This is a genomic window from Novosphingobium sp. RL4 (assembly GCF_035658495.1).
Lineage (GTDB): Bacteria > Pseudomonadota > Alphaproteobacteria > Sphingomonadales > Sphingomonadaceae > Novosphingobium.
In genome coordinates this window covers 2658576-2675370 of sequence record NZ_CP141944.1, presented here as the reverse complement: position 1 = coordinate 2675370, position 16795 = coordinate 2658576, and the positions used below count along the sequence as shown (strand labels likewise).

Below are 16795 nucleotides of genomic sequence, written 5' to 3'. Positions count from 1 at the left end.
CGCGCGTTTCAGGCGGCATGGCCATGGGGGGCTTGCATGCTGATCTGGAGCGCGCGGGCCTACGTGCAGTACGGCGCGTATCTCGCCCTTTTCCTCGTGGCCATGCGCCGCGGTGCGGCGCCCGAACGTATCCTGGCCAGCATCATCCTTGGCATGATCGTGGTAGACCGGATCTATCATCTTGTGCGGGGGCCTGACCTCCTGCTCTATCAGGGGGTCGATCTCGTCCATCTGGCGATCGACACGTTCAGCCTTCTGGCTATCGGCGCTGTCGCGCTCAAGGCAAACAGGTTCTACCCGTTATGGATAGGTGGGGCACAGATTATCGCTTTTTCGAGCCATTTCTATCGGCTGGGGATCGTCGAAATCCACACGACGGCCTATCAGGTCATGGCGATCATGCCGTCCTACGTCCAGCTTCTGGCGATGGCGCTGGGGCTGGGTTTTCATATGCGGCGGCAGAAGAAACTGGGCAACTATCCGTCCTGGCGCAAATCCTACGTCCCTTCATCGGCCAGCGGAGCGAAGAAGTTGCGCGCCGCCTGATCCAGCGCTTCGGCTCGCTTTACACGGTCTATACCGCGTCGGCACAGGCGCTCGCCGAGGAACTCGATGCGGGTGAGATCGCCCGGGAGGCGATCGCTGCCGCCATTGTCGCCGCCCGCAACCTGGCGGACGTCGCCGCACGCGAAACCTTGCTGGGCGAGGTAACCGATATCGGCAGCAGCCCTTTCAGGCAGTACCTTGCGCGGCGGCTGCTCGGCCGCCGGGAGGAATGCGTGATGATGCTGTTTTTCACCGCGCAGGGCCTGTTCATCGCCGAGGAGTTCCAGATCGGCACCCGTCAGTCGAGCTGCGAACTGCCGCTGCGGCGCACGGTGCGTCGCGCCTTCGACCTTGATGCACGGCGGCTGGTGCTGGCGCATAACCACCCCTCCGGCGATCCGACGCCCAGTGTCGATGATATCCAGTCCACCCGAACGTTCCGGCAGGTCATGGCCGCGCTGGAGTTCAGTCTCGATGACCATTTCGTCGTCGCGCGGGGCGGTATTTTCAGCATGAGCGACAATGGTTTGATCTAGATACGATCGGCATTTGACTTTGCCGGCCATGCAACCAGAGTGTCGTCCAAGCTATCTATACCGACGACCGCGCCTGCGCCTGCAGGTCCTGCATGGAGATTGGGGTTTTGACCGATATCGTCACCGTACCGACCACGCCTTTCGAAGGACAGGCGCCGGGAACGTCCGGCCTGCGCAAGAAGGTTCGCGTGTTCCAGCAGCCGAACTATGCCGAGAACTTCATCCAGTCCGTGTTCGATGTGGTGAAGCCGCAGCCCGGCGCCGCGCTGGTGATCGGCGGTGACGGGCGTTTTCATAACCGCACGGTGATCCAGCAGGCGATCCGGATGGCCGCGGCAAACGGCTATGGCCGGGTCCTGGTGGGCCAGGGGGGCATACTCTCGACGCCTGCGGCAAGTCACGTCATCCGCAAATACGGTGCGAGTGGAGGCCTGATCCTTTCCGCCAGCCACAATCCCGGCGGCCCTGAGGAAGACCTCGGCATCAAGTACAACATTGCCAACGGCGGCCCGGCGCCTGAGGGCGTCACAAACGCGATCCTGGCGCGCACGCGTGAAATCGCGCTCTGGCTCACGGTGGAGGCTGCCGATGTCGATCTCGACACGCTCGGCGAAACCACGATCGGCGGCATGACGGTCGAGGTCATCGATCCGGTTTCCGACTATGCCGATCTCATGGAGGAGCTGTTCGACTTCGATGCGATCCGCAAGGCGGTCGGCAGCGGCTTTACCATGCGCTTCGACGCGATGAGCGCCGTGACCGGGCCCTATGCGATGGAGATACTGGAAAATCGCCTGGGCTTCGCGCCCGGCACCGTGATCAACGGCACGCCGCTGGAGGATTTCGGCGGGCACCACCCCGATCCGAACCTGATCCATGCCAAGGACCTCTACGATGTGATGATGGGGCCGGACGCGCCGGATCTCGGAGCCGCGTCGGACGGTGATGGCGACCGCAATCTCATCATCGGCAGGGGGCGGTTCATCACGCCGTCGGATTCGCTGGCGATGCTGGCGGCCAATATCGAGATCTCTCCGGCCTATCGCGGGCGGTTGACCGGAATTGCCCGTTCCATGCCGACCAGCGCCGCGGCCGACCGGGTGGCGGAAGCGCTGGGGGTCCCCTGTTTCGAAACGCCGACCGGGTGGAAGTTCTTCGGCAACCTCCTCGATGCGGGAATGGCGACGATCTGCGGCGAGGAAAGCGCCGGTACGGGGTCCGATCATGTGCGCGAGAAGGACGGCCTGTGGGCGGTGCTGCTCTGGCTCAACATCCTTGCCGTGCGTGATATCGGCGTGGATCAGCTTGCGCGCACGCATTGGGCGCGCTTTGGCCGTAACTACTACGCACGTCATGACTATGAGGCGATCGAAAGCGACCGCGCAGCCGGATTGATGACGGAGCTGAAGCAGCGACTGACCAGCCTGGCAGGCCAGCAGTTCGGGCCGCTCATCGTCGCCGGGGCCGACAATTTTTCCTACTCCGATCCGGTCGATCAATCGGTGAGCGAAAACCAGGGCATCCGCGTCCTGTTCGAGGATGGCAGCCGCGTGGTGTTCCGTCTTTCCGGCACCGGCACGCAGGGCGCCACCTTGCGGGTCTATCTCGAACGCTATGAACCGGCGACCGGTCATATCGATCAGGAAACCGGTGCTATGCTGGAACACCAGATTGCTGCCGCGCAGGAGATCGCCGGGATCACGCGGCACACGGGACGGATCGCGCCCGACGTCATAACCTAAAACGCCGCGCCGCCGCGGTTGCAAGGCCTTGCGAGCGCCGTCTCCCAGGGCTTTTGCGTTTTTGCGGAGGGCGCCGACTTATCCCGATCGTTCCCTTGTTTCTGCCCGGCTTGTCAGCATGTTTATCCACAGCCTTGCCCACTGCGGGAAGGCAAGGCAGAGCAGGCGATATGGACCTCGAAAACTACTTCGCCCGCATCGGCCTTCCGGCTGCCCCAACGCTCGATCCGGACGGGCTCGCGCAGCTTCAGCTGGCGCATCGGCGTGCAATCGGTTTCGAGAATCTCGCGATCCCGCTCGGCGAGGGTGTTCGGATCGACAGCGCCAGCGTGTTCGAGAAGCTTGTGGTGCAGGGGCGCGGGGGATATTGCTTCGAGCAGAACAGGCTGTTTTCGGACGTTCTTTCCGCACTGGGGCTGGCGAACCGGCCGCTTCTGGCGCGGGTGCTGCTGGGGCTGCCGGAAGGCGTCGTTCCGCCGCGAACCCATACGCTTTTGCTGGTCAACCTCGGCGGCGATGCGTGGATTGCCGATGCCGGGTTCGGCGGCAGCTATGTTCCGCCCCTTCCGCTGGAAGACGGGGCGCAGGTCCAGACCCCGGACGGGGCCTGGCACCGCCTGCTGCGCAGCGGGGAGCGCGGATCACTCGGCGGTGAGTGGCGGCTCGAAAGAGCCGGTCCGGCCGGTGCGACCGATGGGCGCAGCGCACCGCACGGCGATTGGCAGCCGCAATATGTCTTCGATCTTGCGCAAGTGGCCGGAGACGATCTCGAAATGGCCAATCACTGGACTTCGACGCGGCCCGGCACGCGGTTCACCACGCTTTGCGTCGCAAGCGTGGTGCTGGATGGCGGTTTCGCGGCTCTCAGCGACCGGCAACTCACGATCCATTCCCAGGGGGTGAGCGAAACCCGCGCCATCGAGGACGCGCGCGATTATGCGCAGAACCTGCGTGACCTGTTTCGTATTGCGCTGTCCGATGAGGATGCGGAGAGACTGCCGCCGTTTTCCTAAGGGAGCCCAGCTCCCTCGGGGCCGTAGCCAAAATCCGTGGCTACGCCGAATTCGTCCGCACCGCCTGACTTCTCAGACTTCCCTGAGCCTTGGCATCAGTTCCACGAAGTTGCAGGGGCGGTTCCGGCTGTCCAGCTGTTCGGCGAGGATGCCGTCCCAGCCGTCTTTCACCGCGCCGTTGGAGCCGGGCAGGGCGAAGATGTAAGTCCCTCGCGAAACGGCGGCGGCGGCGCGGGACTGGACGGTGGAGGTGCCGATCGTCTGGTAGGAGAGCCAGCGGAAGAGTTCGCCGAAGCCGGGAATGTCGCGTTCCTTCACGCGGTCGATGGCCTCCGGGGTAACGTCGCGGCCGGTGAGGCCGGTGCCGCCGGTGGAAACGATGGCGTCAACGTTCGGATCGTCGATCCAGGCATTGAACCGTGCGGCGATCAGGTCCGCGTCGTCCTTCTCGATGGCGCGCGCTGCCAGGGTGTGGCCCGCATCACGGATGCGCTGGGCGAGAATGTCGCCCGAGGTGTCGTTCTCGGGGACACGCGTATCGGAGACTGTCAGAAGGGCGATGTTGATCGGCTTGAAGGTACGCTCAGGATCAATTGCCACGCAGGATAGCTCCATTCGGTGCCATGCGGACGGCCTGCGAGCCGGAAAGCCCCGGGAAGGTCGGCCACATGTCCTGTGCGAGCGCCATGCGGCTTTCGGACTGGCCGCCGGCCTGCCGCTCGTACATCCAGTAGTTGCGCAGCACTATGTTCACATAGCCGCGCGTTTCCCAGTAGGGCAGCGATTCAATCCACAGCAGCGGGTCGCCCTGGTCCTTCACTTCGGTGTTCCAGCGGCTGATCGGGAGAATGCCGGCGTTATAGGCGGCCATGACCTTGGGCAGCAGGCCCTGGGTTCCGGGTGCGTCGCGCAGCATCTGGAGGTGGCGCTGGCCGAAAGCGAGGTTCACTTCGGGCTTGTTGAGGTCGCTGGCATTGCCGGTTACGCCGAGTGAGGCCGCATGGTCGCGGGCGGCGGCGGGCATGATCTGCATGAGGCCGCGCGCACCGGCCGGGCTGACGACGCTGGCCTGGAAGATCGATTCCTGAAGCGCATGGGCGTAGACCAGCGCCGGGTCGACCTTCCAGCCGCCCACCGGGGTCCACTTGGGCGTGGGGAAGCGGCTGGCCGGTTCCGGTTTGCCGCCGTAAGGCGCATTGTAGGCCATCCAGAGCTGGGTGGAGGGCAGGCCGAGATCGCGGGCGAGGCGGCTGATCGAGGCGTACTGGTCTGCCGAGCCGATGCGGGCCTGATGGCGCAGCACTTCGTCGGCCAGGCTGTCCTTGCCGATTTCCGCCAGCTCCACCGCGGTGCGGATGTTGGAATTGGTGCGCAGCGCCTGCCAGTCGGTCGGCGTGAAATCGGCGGCGGCATGCTGTTCCGGCATCTTCAGGCCGAGCTGTTCGGCGGCGAGCATGCCATAAAGCGTTTCGTCGCGCGCGGCGGCAAGGCGCAGCGACGCGGCGGCCTGCTCCGGCTTGCGGCACCGCACGAGCGATCGGCTGTTCCAGTAATGTGCGGCGCTGGTCAGTTCCGCGTTCTCGGATGAGCGGGCCGCGCGGGAGAAGGCGTCGGCAGCGCCGTCGCAATCACCCAGGCGCCAGGCCGCGAGCCCGGCCGTCCACCATGCCTCGCCCACCCAGGGGCCAGTGCCCATCGCGGCAAGCTGGGCAAGCTGGTAGGCCTGCGCATCCTGGTTTTCGATATAGAAGCTCCAGGCCACCTTTTCGCGCCATTCGGCCTGAGCCGAGGGGCTGAGGCCGGCGTCGATGCCGTCAAGCAGGACGCGCGCGCCGGTGGGATCGTCGGCCTTGATACGGTCGTTAATGCCCGAGGCGATCATCGCCGGCATCGTGCCGTCGTCTATGGAGGCGGGGCGCACGCGCTTGGCCATGGTGGGCAGGCGGGCGAACTGCTGCTCTGCAGGAAGCGAGGGAACGCTGAGGGCGCCGCGCTTCAGCGCAAGGCGGCTGATCTGGTCGGCGCCGGGAAGCTCGGTGCCCTGCGCCAGCCAGGATTGCAGTGCCGGAAGCTCGATCTTCGGGGAGCCGGAGGCGAGGTAGTATTCGGCGCGGGCCTGCTGGTGCAGCGGGCCGTCGGGACGGTCCGTCAGCATTCGCTGCACGGTGGTCCAGTCCTTCGCGTCGATCGCGTCGAAGACCTGCTTGTAATAGGTCCGATCGTCCTGGCTGAGCAGCGAGGGAACGGCGGTATTGTCCGCCCGCGTGCGGAAATACTCGACAGCGGCGCTATTGGCGAAGGCTGGCGCCGCGGCTGCGGTCATCCCGGCCACGGCAATCAGGGCCGCGCCTGCGCGCCAAGCCCCGCTGCCCAAACCTCCAGCGCCAAATCGTTTCAAATCAATTCCCCGCATCGTGCGACCCATCCGGCGTTCTTTGGCCTGTTCATCCGCAGGGAACCGTCCTTTCAGGACTGTGAACCCTCCGGCCCGGCATCTTTCATCTGTGCAATTTCAGACTTCGTCCACTCAAGCCAGGCGTTCCAGAAGCTCGCTTTTGCGCGCGGCTGTTGCAGCAGCGCGGCGAGGCCCCACCCGCCCAGGAGAGGTGTCGTAAGTCCTTCATGATGAAATTGTCTTAAAACGGCAGCGCGTTGCGGTGATTCGTGGCCAAGAAGCGACAGGACGTTTCCGCCAAGCACAATGAGTCGCTGCGGTGCGACAAGGTTAACGTGCCGGGCGAGTGCTTCGCCCACGCCGCGCGATTCCGCCGCGCGCCAGTCCGGCAGCGCATCGTGGCGGGGCAGCGCGCTGGCGAGATAGATATCCGCGCGCCGGGTGCCGAAGGCCGCGAGCATCGCGTCGAGCAACTTGCCCTGCTGGCCGGTGAGCAGTTCGTCTCGGTCCTGCTGTTCGGGCGTTTCCACCACGACCATCAGTTTCGCGCCTGCCACGCCGCCCGGCATCACGCGGCCGGCCGGGCCGCCATCGTCCAGTAGCGATTCGCTCATCCACCAATCGCGGAAGGCGGGAAGGTCGGCCGGGAGCAATGCCGGGTCGATCCGGGCGGGCCGGGGCGGCGGCGCGTCGACGTCCACCGGGAGGCGGCGACGCGGGGGCAGCCGGTCTCCGTTTTCGTCCTGTTCGTCCTCGGGCACGATCCACTGGCGGGGCTCGTCCAGAAAGTCGAATTCGACCCCGGCTTCGCGCCACCAGTTCAGCGCACCTGTGATATCGTCCAGAAATTGCCGATTTGGGGCCTGATCCATCGCGTGGGTCTTGACCTCTTGCCATCCACCAATCAAGGCAATTCGCGAAAATTAATCGAGCGACTAAACTAGGGGCTTGCTGCGTGGACGCAATGATTGAACGCGAAGAGATGCCGTATGACGTCGTCATCGTGGGCGGTGGGCCCGCAGGACTGGCGACGGCGATCCGGCTGAAGCAGGTCGATCCTGAGCTTTCGGTCTGCGTGCTCGAAAAGGGCTCGGAGATCGGCGCGCACATCCTTTCGGGCGCGACGATCGATCCCAAGGCGCTTGACGAACTGCTGCCGACCTGGCGCGAAGACGGCTGCCCGCTGGCGGAAACGCCCGTGACCGACAACTGGCACTGGCACCTCACGAAAAAGAAGAAGTTCTCTCTTCCGCATCTGGTGATGCCGCCGTTCATGTCGAACGATGGCAACTACACCGGCTCGCTGGGCAACCTCTGCCGCTGGCTGGCCGAGCAGGCCGAGGCGCTGGAGATCGAGATCTTCCCCGGATTCCCCGCCGCCGAGATTCTCCATGACGACAATGGCGCCGTCATCGGCGTGCAGACCGGCGACATGGGCGTGGACCGCGAAGGCAAACCCAAGAGTGATTTCCAGCCGGGCATGAACCTGCTGGGCAAGTACACCGTGTTCTGCGAAGGCGCGCGCGGCCACCTGACCAAGCGGCTCAAGGCGAAGTACAATCTGGAGGCCGATTGCCAGCCGCAGATCTATGGCATCGGCATCAAGGAACTCTGGGATATCCCGGCGGACAAGCACGTCCCCGGCCGCGTGATCCACACCCAGGGCTGGCCGATGAGCGAGACCGATAGCTGGGGCGGCGGCTTCCTCTACCACCAGGCGAACAACCAGGTGGCATTGGGCTTCGTTACCGCGCTGGATTACAAGAATCCCTACGTCTACCCGTTCGAGGAATTCCAGCGCTGGAAGCAGCACCCGGAAATCCGTGCGATTCTCGAAGGCGGCAAGCGCGTCGCCTACGGTGCGCGTGCGATCAACGAGGGTGGCTGGCAGTCGGTGCCGATGCTGGCCTTCCCGGGCGGCGTGCTGGCAGGCTGTTCGGCCGGCTTCGTCAACGTGCCGCGCATCAAGGGCACGCATACCGCCATGAAAAGCGGCATGCTGGCTGCCGAGGCGATTGCTGCGGCCATCAAGGCAGGCCGCGAGCAGGACACGCTGGGCGAATACGACACCGCCGTGCGCGAGAGCTGGATCGCCAAGGAACTCAAGCTCGTCCAGAACGCGGAGCCGCTGGTCGCCAAGTGGGGCGGCGAGATCGGCACGGTGCTGGCGGGCGCGGACATGTGGCTGCGCACGCTGTTCGGCTTCGGGCTGGCCAGGCCGATGAAGCATCACACCGATGCCTCGACACTCCAGCGCGCCGACCTCTACAAGCCGGTCGCCTATCCCAAGCCGGACGGTGTCATCAGTTTCGACCGCCTGACCAGCGTGTCCTACTCGTTCACCAATCACGAGGAAGACCAGCCGGTCCACCTGAAGCTGACCGATCCGACGGTCCCCACGCGCATCAACCTGCCGCTCTATGCGGGGCCAGAGGCGCGCTATTGCCCGGCGGGCGTCTACGAATTCGTCGATCCGGACGGTTCGGGCATGAAGCTCCAGATCAACGCGCAGAACTGCGTCCACTGCAAGACCTGCGACATCAAGGATCCGACCCAGAACATCGAATGGGTCACCCCTGAAGGCGGCGGCGGCCCGAACTATCCGAATATGTAATCGGAATGAGGGAAGGGCAGCGCCCTTTCCCGGTTCGGAATCTGATTGCCGCCGATTTCTCCCGTCACCCTGAAACGGGTTCAGGGTGACGGTTCCCCGGTTTGCAACGAGGGGTGGGAAGGCCAACGCTCGCCTTGCCTCTGGGCTCGCCTCGCGCCATGGACGGAGCGATGCTGACCGAAACTGCCTATGCCAAGATCAACCTCGCCCTCCATGTCCGCAGGCGACGCGAGGATGGCTATCACGAGCTGGAAACCCTGTTCGCCTTCGTCGATGCGGGAGACGAACTGGCGGCGGCGCCCGCCGAGGTGGATCGCCTTGCCACGCACGGCGAGTTTGCAGGGAAGATCGACGACCCGCTCGGCAACATCGTCGCCAAGGCCCTGACAGCGCTGCCGCATGGCAAGGGATGGTCGGTCGACCTCGAAAAGCGCCTGCCCGTGGCGGCAGGGCTGGGCGGGGGCTCCGCCGATGCAGGCGCCATATTCCGCATGATCGAACGCGCTCATGGCCTCCCGGACGACTGGCATGAGCGCGCCGCAAGGCTGGGCGCCGACGTGCCCGCCTGCGTGCTTTCGCGGCCCTGCATCGGCACCGGCACCGGCACCGATCTTGCCGAAGTCTCCGAAAACGACCTTGCCGGATGCCCGGTGCTGCTGGTCAATCCCCGCGCGCCGGTGCCTACCGGGCCGGTGTTCAAGGCGTGGGACGGCGTAGACCGCGGCCCGATGCCGGGCGGAACCCTGCGCGAGATCGCCCAGGGCGGGCGCAACGACCTGGAAGGACCGGCCATCGCCATCTGCCCGGTTATCGCCGATGTCTTGGCGGCCTTGCGCGATACCGGGCCGTTCCTCGCGCGCATGTCAGGCTCCGGCGCAACGTGTTTTGCGCTCTATGAGAGTCAGGAAGCCTTAAGCGATGCTGCCGCAAGCATCGCGGCGGAACACCCCGACTGGTGGCAACTATCCGGGAAATTGCGTTGAAAGCCCCTGCGATGAAAACCGAACTCTACAAGTTGCTTGGCAAACCCGTGGAAGGCGGCATCGTCGTCATCGCCGACCATGCCTCGAACCATGTGCCAGACGGAATCGACCTCGGCATTCCCGCGGATCTGATGAACCAGCACATCGCCATCGACATCGGCGTCGCCGCCGTGGCGGAGAGGATGACGGAGGCGGGCACTTCGGCATGGCTTGCCGGGATCAGCCGCCTCGTCTGCGATCTGAACCGCGATATCGGGATGCCCGGCATGTTCCCGGTCGTTTCGGACGGCTACGCGATCCCCGGCAACATGATCGGTGACGATGGCCGCGCCGCACGCGTGGCGGAATACTTTGCCCCTTATCACACCGCTCTCGAAGAAATGCTGGAATCTGCCGAGCCTGCACTGATCGTTTCGCTTCACAGCTTCACGCCGGGCCTGGCAACGTGCGACAAGCCGCGGCCCTGGGAGATCGGCATCCTCTACAACCAGGATGACCGCGCGGCGCGCATCGCCATTGCGCTGCTGGAGGCGGACGGCCTGACGGTGGGCGATCAGGAGCCTTACTCGGGACGGATACTGAACGCCTCCATGAACCGCCATGCCGAGGCGCATGGGCGGCCCTACCTCAGCATCGAGATCCGGCAGGACCAGATTGCGGACGAGGCCGGGCAGGCGCTCTGGGCCGAGCGGATGACGCGGCTTTGCGCAGGCGTGGTCGAACGGCTGTGAGGGGGCGGCATCGGGCAGGGTGAAATTCGAAAACCTGCTTGGCCCTTGAACCAATAAAACAATCTTTATGGCATTTGCGAAAGAAAATGTCTCACTCCCCATTGCTGCGGCGCAGTTCGCAGTGTAGGGGCCGGCGCAAAGGGCGTATAGTCGCGCCCCTGTATCCCGGAGTTCGCACAATGCCCGCCTATCGTTCCCGCACTTCCACCCATGGCCGCAATATGGCGGGCGCGCGTGGCCTCTGGCGCGCGACGGGCATGAAGGATGCGGACTTCGGCAAGCCGATCATCGCGGTGGTGAACTCGTTCACGCAGTTCGTGCCCGGCCACGTCCACCTGAAGGACCTGGGCCAGATGGTTGCCCGCGAGATCGAGGCTGCGGGCGGCGTCGCCAAGGAATTCAACACCATCGCGGTCGATGACGGCATCGCGATGGGCCATGACGGCATGCTCTATTCGCTGCCCAGCCGCGACCTGATCGCCGACAGCGTGGAATACATGGTCAATGCCCACTGCGCCGACGCCATGGTCTGCATCTCCAACTGTGACAAGATCACGCCGGGGATGCTGATGGCCGCGCTGCGCATCAACATCCCGGTCGTGTTCGTTTCGGGCGGGCCGATGGAAGCGGGCAAGGTCGTGCTGCGCGGCAAGGAGCAGGCGCTCGATCTGGTCGATGCCATGGTCGCCGCCGCCGACGAGAGCTACACCGACGAGGAAGTGAAGGCGATCGAGCGTTCGGCCTGCCCCACGTGCGGTTCGTGCTCGGGCATGTTCACTGCAAACTCGATGAACTGCCTGACCGAAGCGCTGGGCCTGTCGCTGCCGGGTAACGGCTCGACGCTGGCGACCCACTCCGACCGTCAGCGACTGTTCCTCGAAGCAGGCCGTCTCGTCGTGGACCTGTGCCGCCGCTATTACGAGCAGGAAGACGAATCCGCGCTGCCGCGCAACATCGCCAGCTTCGGCGCTTTCGAAAACGCCATGAGCCTCGATATCGCCATGGGCGGATCGACCAATACCGTGCTTCACCTGCTGGCGGCTGCCGTGGAAGCGGGCGTGGACTTCACGATGGAGGACATCGACCGTCTCAGCCGCAAGGTGCCGTGCCTTTCCAAGGTCGCGCCGGCCAAGAACGACGTCCACATGGAAGACGTCCACCGCGCCGGCGGCATCATGGCGATCCTCGGCCAGCTCGACCGCGCCGGCCTGCTCAACTCTGACCTGCCGACGGTGCACAGCAAGTCGCTTGGCGACGCGCTCAACCACTGGGATATCTCGCGCACCAATTCGCCTTCGGTGCAGGAGTTCTTCAAGGCCGCGCCGGGCGGCGTGCCGACCCAGACCGCGTTCAGCCAGAGCCGCCGCTGGGACGACCTCGACCTCGACCGTGAGCACGGCGTCATCCGTTCGAAGGAACATGCCTTCAGCCAGGACGGCGGCCTTGCGGTGCTCTACGGCAATATCGCTGCTGACGGCTGCATCGTGAAGACGGCGGGCGTGGATGACAGCATCCTCAAGTTCACCGGCACTGCGCGCGTCTACGAATCGCAGGATGCCGCCGTTGCGGGGATTCTCGGCGGCCAGGTGGCTGCGGGCGATGTCGTGGTGATCCGCTACGAAGGACCGCGCGGGGGGCCGGGCATGCAGGAAATGCTCTACCCGACCAGCTACCTGAAGTCGAAGGGCCTCGGCAAAGCCTGCGCGCTGCTGACCGACGGTCGTTTCTCGGGCGGTACTTCCGGTCTCTCGATCGGACATGCCTCGCCGGAAGCGGCGGAAGGCGGCGCCATCGGTCTCGTCGAGAACGGCGACACCATCGAGATCGATATCCCCGGTCGCACCATTCACCTCGCGGTCTCGGACGAGGTTCTGGCCCATCGCCGGGCCCAGCAGGAAGCGCGCGGAGCCGACGCATGGTCGCCGGTCCATCCGCGTCCTCGCAAGGTCTCGGCCGCGCTCCAGGCCTATGCCGCGATGACGACCAGCGCTGCCCGTGGTGCCGTGCGCGACGTGACCCAGCTCAAGCGGAAGTAAGGTTCGAGGAAGCCGGCCGAGGGTGCGTGGCGCTTTCGGCCGCATCCTCGGACGGTCCGCTCCCTGTCGTCACTGCAAGCATGGCAACGCGATCCGGAGCCGGTCATGCGCCGCTCCGGATTGCTCGCGATGAAAGGCGGGGGAACTGAGGCTGGGGAACTGCGCCGGTTAACCGTCGCTGACAGGGTAGAGGCGGACAGCCTCGTCAACCATGTTCTGCCATGCATCGTGAACGTCGGCGACGTTGACGGTAAGGCCACGATCCTTCTTGAGCAGATGTTCGCCGGCAAGGCACATGCCCGGCGTGGGAACCCGCAGCGCCTTTACCACTTCCCGCGCGGTCGCCTTGAACTGCTCGCGATCTTTCGCGGTAAGGCCATTCCAGTCATCCGTTCCGTGTTCAGCCTTCGCCAGCGCCCTTGCTGCGCGTTCGATCAGCGGCATAGTGCTCTCCCTCGGTAGATTATGCTCCAGCGTAACATCACGCGCGGGCCGCGTTAAGTGTCCCATTCTCGGGCTGCGCCGTGCAGAGGCTTGATGTCGGCGGGAAAGTCCTTTTAGCCGGCGGCATGGCACGCTCGCTTCCCGGTTTCGTCTTCATCCTCGCTCTTGCCGCCTGCTCGTCGCGGCACGAGGCGCCGAATGTCGCCGAAGGCGGCGAGCCTGTCTCCTGCGCCGTGGGCGGTTCCGCCGAACTGAAACCGGTTTGCGCGGTCGAGCGGTCGGAAGAAGGGGGAACGCTCGTTCTCGTGGTCCACCACCCCGACGGCGCCTTCCGGCGTTTCACCGTCATGACAGACGGCAGCGGCCTTGCGGTTGCCGATGGGGCGCAAGTGGCGGTAACAAGGCTGGAAGGTGAACGGCTCGACGTCAGCGTCGGGGCGGACCGCTACCTGTTCCCGGTGACGAGGAAGCCCCATGCCGCAAATCCAGAGCCTTCACGCTGACCAGATTCTCACCGTTGCGCAGATGCGGCGGGCGGAAGAGGCACTGATCGCAGCAGGGTCGTCGGTCGATGCGCTGATGCAGATCGCGGGGCGGGGCGCGGCGGAATGGATCTGGCGGATCTGCGCGGGGCGCAAGGTCACTGTGCTCTGCGGTCCGGGCAACAATGGCGGTGACGGTTACGTTCTGGCCGAGGCCATCCGCGAGCGTGGCGGCCATGTCACTGTCGTTGCCGGCGCCGATCCGAAGAGCGCGGCGGCGGTCCATGCGCGAAAGCTTTATCAGGGCGCGGTGTCTGGGCCGGAGACACCTGCCGATGTCTTCGTCGATTGCCTCTATGGCAGCGGGCTGACCCGTCCGCTTTCGGCAGGCGACCTGGCGCTGCTCACGCGGCTGGCGAATGCACATCATCACCGGGTGGCCGTGGACCTGCCGAGCGGCGTGCAATCCGATACCGGCATGGCGCTGAATCCGTCGCTCCCGGACTATGACCTCACGATCGCGCTGGGCGCCTGGAAATACGCGCATTTCCTGATGCCTTCCGCTGCCGCCATGGGCGCGCTGCGCCTGGTGCCGATCGGCGTCGCGCCGGTGGAAGGGGCTGCATCGGCCGTGGCCAAGCCTCGCCTCGCGGCTCCGGCGGCCGACGCGCACAAGTACCGGCGCGGGCTTCTTGCGGTTGTCGGCGGAGCGATGCCTGGCGCAGCGGTGCTGGCCAGCCTTGCCGCGCAGGGCGCCGGGGCGGGCTACGTCAAACTCTTCGCGGACAGCAAGCGTAACGTCCCTGCGGACCTCGTGGTCGATCAGGGCAAGCTGGTCGATGTGCTCGTGGATGACCGCAATACCGCCGTTCTGGTAGGGCCGGGGCTGGGGCGTGACAGTCTGGCGCGGGAGCGGCTCGCCATTGCCCTGGCCGATCCGGTTCCTGCGGTGATCGATGCCGATGCGCTGATCCTGCTGACGCCGCGCCTGCTTGCCGAGCGCAAGGCCGCCACAGTGGCGACGCCGCACGAAGGCGAACTGCTGGCTCTTGAACGGGCGTTCGGCTGCGAGGGAAGCGGAAGCAAGCCCGGCCGCGCGCTGGCGCTGGCGAGGGCAGGGGGCATGGTCGTGGTGGCCAAGGGCCCTGACACCGTGATCGCCGCGCCGGACGGCCGGATCGCCTGCGCCCCCCGTGCCAGTTCCTGGCTTTCGACTGCGGGAACGGGTGACGTGCTGGCCGGGTGCATCGCCAGCCGTCTGACTGCCGGAACCGAAGCTTTCGCGGCCGCCTGCGAGGGCGTGTGGCTTCATGGAGAGGCGGCGCGGCGCGCTTCGCCTGCCTTTACTGCCGGTCAGCTTGGACAAATGGTCCCGGCTGCGCTAGCGGCCTGCCTGTGACTACTGGAACAGAAGAAATCCTGCGCATCGCCTCCAAGGGCGATGGCGTTACCGAATCCGGCCGCTTCGCCTGGGGCGCTGCACCGGGCGACCTCCTGCACGAGGACGGCACGCTCGAATGGGGGCCGCATCATGTGCAGCCCGCCTGCCAGCATTTCGGCCGTTGCGGCGGCTGCCAGCTTCAACAGCTCGACGAGGAAAGCCTCGAACACTTCGTGGGATCGCGCGTGGCCAATGCCTCTGCCTCGCAGGAACTGGGAGCGGAAGCGATCTCGCCGCCCTACCTGTCCCCGCCGGGCGCGCGCCGCCGCGTGTCGTTGCGGGCGGAAAGCTCGGGCGGGCGCGTGGTCATCGGCTTCCGCGAGGCCAAGTCGCACCGACTGGTGGAGCTGGAAGAATGTCCGGTCATGGCGCCGGAACTGTTCGCGATCCTCGGCCCGCTTCGCAAACTGCTCATCATGATGGGCAAGGCGGCGCCCGCCAAGAAGGGCGGCAGGCCCGGCAAGCCCGCGAAGCACCAGCAGGCGCGCATGGCCGCCGATATCGAGATGACGCTGACTGACCAGGGCGTCGATCTCGGCGTCAAGGGGCTCACCGCCGAAGGGCTCTCGGCGACCGAATCGATGCTCGATTTCTCGCGCCAGTACGGTCTCGCCCGTCTCACCATGGACGGCGGCTACGGCTTCGAGACGGTGTGGGAGCCGGAACCGGTGACGGTGAGCCTCGGCCCCGTCAAGGTCCCGTTCCCGCCGGGATCGTTCCTTCAGGCCACGCTCGACGGCGAACAGGCCCTGGTCGAAGCCGCGCGCGGCTGGCTCGAGGGCGCAGCAACGGTCGCGGACCTGTTTTCGGGGCTGGGCACCTTTGCGCTGGCGCTGGCCGGGCCGCAGACCAAGGTGCTGGCCGCAGAGGCTGCACGCGATGCCCATCTCGCCTGCAAGACCGCGGCGGACCGGGCGCAATTGCCGGTGTTCTCCGCTCACCGCGACTTGTTCCGCAATCCGCTCCAGCCTGACGAACTGAGCAAGTTCGACGCCGTCCTGCTCGATCCGCCCCGCGCCGGTGCGCGCGAGCAGGTGGATTGCATCGCCGATTCCACGGTGAACCGGGTGGTCTATATCTCGTGCAACCCGTCGAGCTGGTCCCGCGATGCCGCGCGGCTGGTGGAGGCGGGGTTCCGGCTGGTCGAACTGCGTCCGGTCGGCCAGTTCCGCTGGTCCACCCACGTCGAACTGGCGAGCTATTTCGAAAGATAGCCCGTCCGCATGGTGACGGGGCAGGGGGCTCCCTGCCTCGCCCCCTTCCTTACTCTCCCTGGGCCTTGGCCATCATGTCCATGAAGTCCCGCGCGGCGTTGCGGTCTTCCTCGTTGTCGAAGGCGACGTCGAGGTCGGGCGAGGCATTGAACAGGTAGAGCAACGACCACAGCGCGAAACGGCGGCTGCGGTCCTTCTCCATGCCAAGATCGACGCGCATCCGGTCAATCCCGGTTTCCAGCGTGCTGGGAGCGATCGTCGAAAGGTCGTCGGTGCCGAAGTAGCGGCGAAGCTGGTCGTCGAAATCCATGGCCTCGCCCTAGCAGGACCGGGGGCCGACGCGAAGGGGCGTCAGGAATCCGTACTGCGCCCGCATACATGCGCGGACACCAGCTGGTAGATCACCAGCGCCCAGCAGCTTCCGATCATGCCCACGAAGAAGGTCGACCAGCTCAGGCCCCAGTCCGCATCGAGCAGGTTGTTGGTAAGCGCCGCGAGGGTGACCACGACCAGAACGGCTTCGAGCGCAAAGAAGGCCCAGCGCATCGAAATGGCGGAAAATGGTTCACTGCGGGTGCTCACGCGTTTTCTCCCGAATGTGTCTTGCCCTGTTCGCGC

17 protein-coding genes are annotated in these 16795 nt (G+C 65.5%); 11 read left to right on the top strand and 6 right to left on the bottom strand.

Features of this window, described 5'->3' with window-relative positions; genetic code table 11:
* Nucleotides 1–36 precede the first annotated feature (36 nt).
* The 4 genes from U9J33_RS13065 (at nucleotide 37) to U9J33_RS13050 (ending at nucleotide 3837) form a co-directional block, all read left to right on the top strand.
* On the top strand, nucleotides 37–546 hold the full coding sequence (locus U9J33_RS13065) for a hypothetical protein (protein ID WP_324695859.1): 510 nt from the start codon (nucleotides 37–39) through the stop codon (nucleotides 544–546).
* Between the two features lie 236 nt (nucleotides 547–782).
* Nucleotides 783–1082, top strand: a complete 300-nt coding sequence (locus tag U9J33_RS13060) for a JAB domain-containing protein (protein WP_324699058.1) — start codon at nucleotides 783–785, stop codon at nucleotides 1080–1082.
* Between the two features lie 107 nt (nucleotides 1083–1189).
* Nucleotides 1190–2824 (top strand): alpha-D-glucose phosphate-specific phosphoglucomutase, encoded by a 1635-nt coding sequence (locus U9J33_RS13055; protein ID WP_324695857.1) that lies wholly within the window; start codon nucleotides 1190–1192, stop codon nucleotides 2822–2824.
* Nucleotides 2825–2994: 170 nt separating this feature from the next.
* Nucleotides 2995–3837, top strand: coding sequence for an arylamine N-acetyltransferase family protein (locus U9J33_RS13050; RefSeq protein WP_324695855.1), 843 nt, complete (start codon nucleotides 2995–2997; stop codon nucleotides 3835–3837).
* 72 nt (nucleotides 3838–3909) lie between these two features.
* On the opposite strand, the gene moaB is transcribed toward U9J33_RS13050, so the two are convergent.
* The 3 genes from moaB to U9J33_RS13035 all read right to left on the bottom strand — a co-directional run bounded on the left by moaB (nucleotide 3910) and on the right by U9J33_RS13035 (nucleotide 7104).
* Entirely contained in the window at nucleotides 3910–4437 is a 528-nt protein-coding gene (moaB, locus tag U9J33_RS13045; protein ID WP_324695853.1) for a molybdenum cofactor biosynthesis protein B, read from the bottom strand.
* Nucleotides 4427–6160 carry a lytic transglycosylase domain-containing protein gene (locus U9J33_RS13040; RefSeq protein WP_132468965.1) on the bottom strand — a complete coding sequence of 578 codons (1734 nt, stop codon included), beginning with the start codon at nucleotides 6158–6160 and terminating at the stop codon, nucleotides 4427–4429. The genes moaB and U9J33_RS13040 overlap by 11 nt, the downstream gene beginning before the upstream one ends.
* A 143-nt stretch (nucleotides 6161–6303) precedes the next feature.
* The gene (locus U9J33_RS13035; protein WP_324695850.1) at nucleotides 6304–7104 is read right to left on the bottom strand and encodes a uracil-DNA glycosylase family protein; all 801 of its coding nucleotides are present in this window, start codon (nucleotides 7102–7104) and stop codon (nucleotides 6304–6306) included.
* A 92-nt stretch (nucleotides 7105–7196) separates the two neighbouring features.
* On the opposite strand from U9J33_RS13035, the gene U9J33_RS13030 reads away from it, so the two are divergent.
* From U9J33_RS13030 to ilvD, 4 genes are all read left to right on the top strand, one after another.
* The gene (locus U9J33_RS13030; protein ID WP_324695848.1) at nucleotides 7197–8846 is read left to right on the top strand and encodes an electron transfer flavoprotein-ubiquinone oxidoreductase; all 1650 of its coding nucleotides are present in this window, start codon (nucleotides 7197–7199) and stop codon (nucleotides 8844–8846) included.
* A gap of 170 nt (nucleotides 8847–9016) precedes the next feature.
* Nucleotides 9017–9829 carry a 4-(cytidine 5'-diphospho)-2-C-methyl-D-erythritol kinase gene (locus tag U9J33_RS13025; protein ID WP_324695846.1) on the top strand — a complete coding sequence of 271 codons (813 nt, stop codon included), beginning with the start codon at nucleotides 9017–9019 and terminating at the stop codon, nucleotides 9827–9829.
* 11 nt (nucleotides 9830–9840) lie between these two features.
* Nucleotides 9841–10560 carry an N-formylglutamate amidohydrolase gene (locus tag U9J33_RS13020; protein WP_324695844.1) on the top strand — a complete coding sequence of 240 codons (720 nt, stop codon included), beginning with the start codon at nucleotides 9841–9843 and terminating at the stop codon, nucleotides 10558–10560.
* Nucleotides 10561–10739: 179 nt separating this feature from the next.
* Nucleotides 10740–12596 carry a dihydroxy-acid dehydratase gene (ilvD, locus tag U9J33_RS13015; protein ID WP_132468967.1) on the top strand — a complete coding sequence of 619 codons (1857 nt, stop codon included), beginning with the start codon at nucleotides 10740–10742 and terminating at the stop codon, nucleotides 12594–12596.
* 168 nt (nucleotides 12597–12764) lie between these two features.
* On the opposite strand, the gene U9J33_RS13010 is transcribed toward ilvD, so the two are convergent.
* Nucleotides 12765–13040, bottom strand: coding sequence for a hypothetical protein (locus tag U9J33_RS13010; protein ID WP_324695841.1), 276 nt, complete (start codon nucleotides 13038–13040; stop codon nucleotides 12765–12767).
* 125 nt (nucleotides 13041–13165) lie between these two features.
* Between U9J33_RS13010 and U9J33_RS13005 the strand changes: the two genes are divergently transcribed.
* The 3 genes from U9J33_RS13005 to U9J33_RS12995 are packed head-to-tail and all read left to right on the top strand — an operon-like array spanning nucleotide 13166 to nucleotide 16177.
* Nucleotides 13166–13543 (top strand): hypothetical protein, encoded by a 378-nt coding sequence (locus U9J33_RS13005; protein ID WP_324695839.1) that lies wholly within the window; start codon nucleotides 13166–13168, stop codon nucleotides 13541–13543.
* Nucleotides 13515–14921 (top strand): NAD(P)H-hydrate epimerase, encoded by a 1407-nt coding sequence (locus tag U9J33_RS13000; RefSeq protein WP_324695837.1) that lies wholly within the window; start codon nucleotides 13515–13517, stop codon nucleotides 14919–14921. Before U9J33_RS13005 ends, U9J33_RS13000 begins: the two co-directional genes overlap by 29 nt.
* Nucleotides 14918–16177, top strand: coding sequence for a class I SAM-dependent RNA methyltransferase (locus tag U9J33_RS12995; RefSeq protein ID WP_054440828.1), 1260 nt, complete (start codon nucleotides 14918–14920; stop codon nucleotides 16175–16177). Before U9J33_RS13000 ends, U9J33_RS12995 begins: the two co-directional genes overlap by 4 nt.
* Before the next feature lie 49 nt (nucleotides 16178–16226).
* On the opposite strand, the gene U9J33_RS12990 is transcribed toward U9J33_RS12995, so the two are convergent.
* Together U9J33_RS12990 and U9J33_RS12985 are read right to left on the bottom strand one after the other, a co-directional pair.
* Nucleotides 16227–16487, bottom strand: coding sequence for a hypothetical protein (locus U9J33_RS12990; RefSeq protein ID WP_054440830.1), 261 nt, complete (start codon nucleotides 16485–16487; stop codon nucleotides 16227–16229).
* 41 nt (nucleotides 16488–16528) lie between these two features.
* Nucleotides 16529–16759, bottom strand: coding sequence for a hypothetical protein (locus tag U9J33_RS12985; RefSeq protein ID WP_185997107.1), 231 nt, complete (start codon nucleotides 16757–16759; stop codon nucleotides 16529–16531).
* Nucleotides 16760–16795: the final 36 nt, after the last annotated feature.

Bases quoted from the DNA above. Each gene is read 5' to 3' on its own strand.
- U9J33_RS13010 (WP_324695841.1), bottom strand. From the start codon at position 13,040: ATGCCGCTGATCGAACGCGCAGCAAGGGCGCTGGCGAAGGCTGAACAC.
- U9J33_RS13000 (WP_324695837.1), top strand. From the start codon at position 13,515: ATGCCGCAAATCCAGAGCCTTCACGCTGACCAGATTCTCACCGTTGCG.
- U9J33_RS12990 (WP_054440830.1), bottom strand. From the start codon at position 16,487: ATGGATTTCGACGACCAGCTTCGCCGCTACTTCGGCACCGACGACCTT.
- U9J33_RS13020 (WP_324695844.1), top strand. From the start codon at position 9,841: ATGAAAACCGAACTCTACAAGTTGCTTGGCAAACCCGTGGAAGGCGGC.
- U9J33_RS13060 (WP_324699058.1), top strand. From the start codon at position 783: ATGATGCTGTTTTTCACCGCGCAGGGCCTGTTCATCGCCGAGGAGTTC.
- U9J33_RS13035 (WP_324695850.1), bottom strand. From the start codon at position 7,104: ATGGATCAGGCCCCAAATCGGCAATTTCTGGACGATATCACAGGTGCG.
- ilvD (WP_132468967.1), top strand. From the start codon at position 10,740: ATGCCCGCCTATCGTTCCCGCACTTCCACCCATGGCCGCAATATGGCG.
- U9J33_RS13005 (WP_324695839.1), top strand. From the start codon at position 13,166: ATGGCACGCTCGCTTCCCGGTTTCGTCTTCATCCTCGCTCTTGCCGCC.
- U9J33_RS13030 (WP_324695848.1), top strand. From the start codon at position 7,197: ATGATTGAACGCGAAGAGATGCCGTATGACGTCGTCATCGTGGGCGGT.
- U9J33_RS13050 (WP_324695855.1), top strand. From the start codon at position 2,995: ATGGACCTCGAAAACTACTTCGCCCGCATCGGCCTTCCGGCTGCCCCA.
- U9J33_RS13025 (WP_324695846.1), top strand. From the start codon at position 9,017: ATGCTGACCGAAACTGCCTATGCCAAGATCAACCTCGCCCTCCATGTC.
- U9J33_RS13065 (WP_324695859.1), top strand. From the start codon at position 37: ATGCTGATCTGGAGCGCGCGGGCCTACGTGCAGTACGGCGCGTATCTC.
- U9J33_RS13040 (WP_132468965.1), bottom strand. From the start codon at position 6,160: ATGACCGCAGCCGCGGCGCCAGCCTTCGCCAATAGCGCCGCTGTCGAG.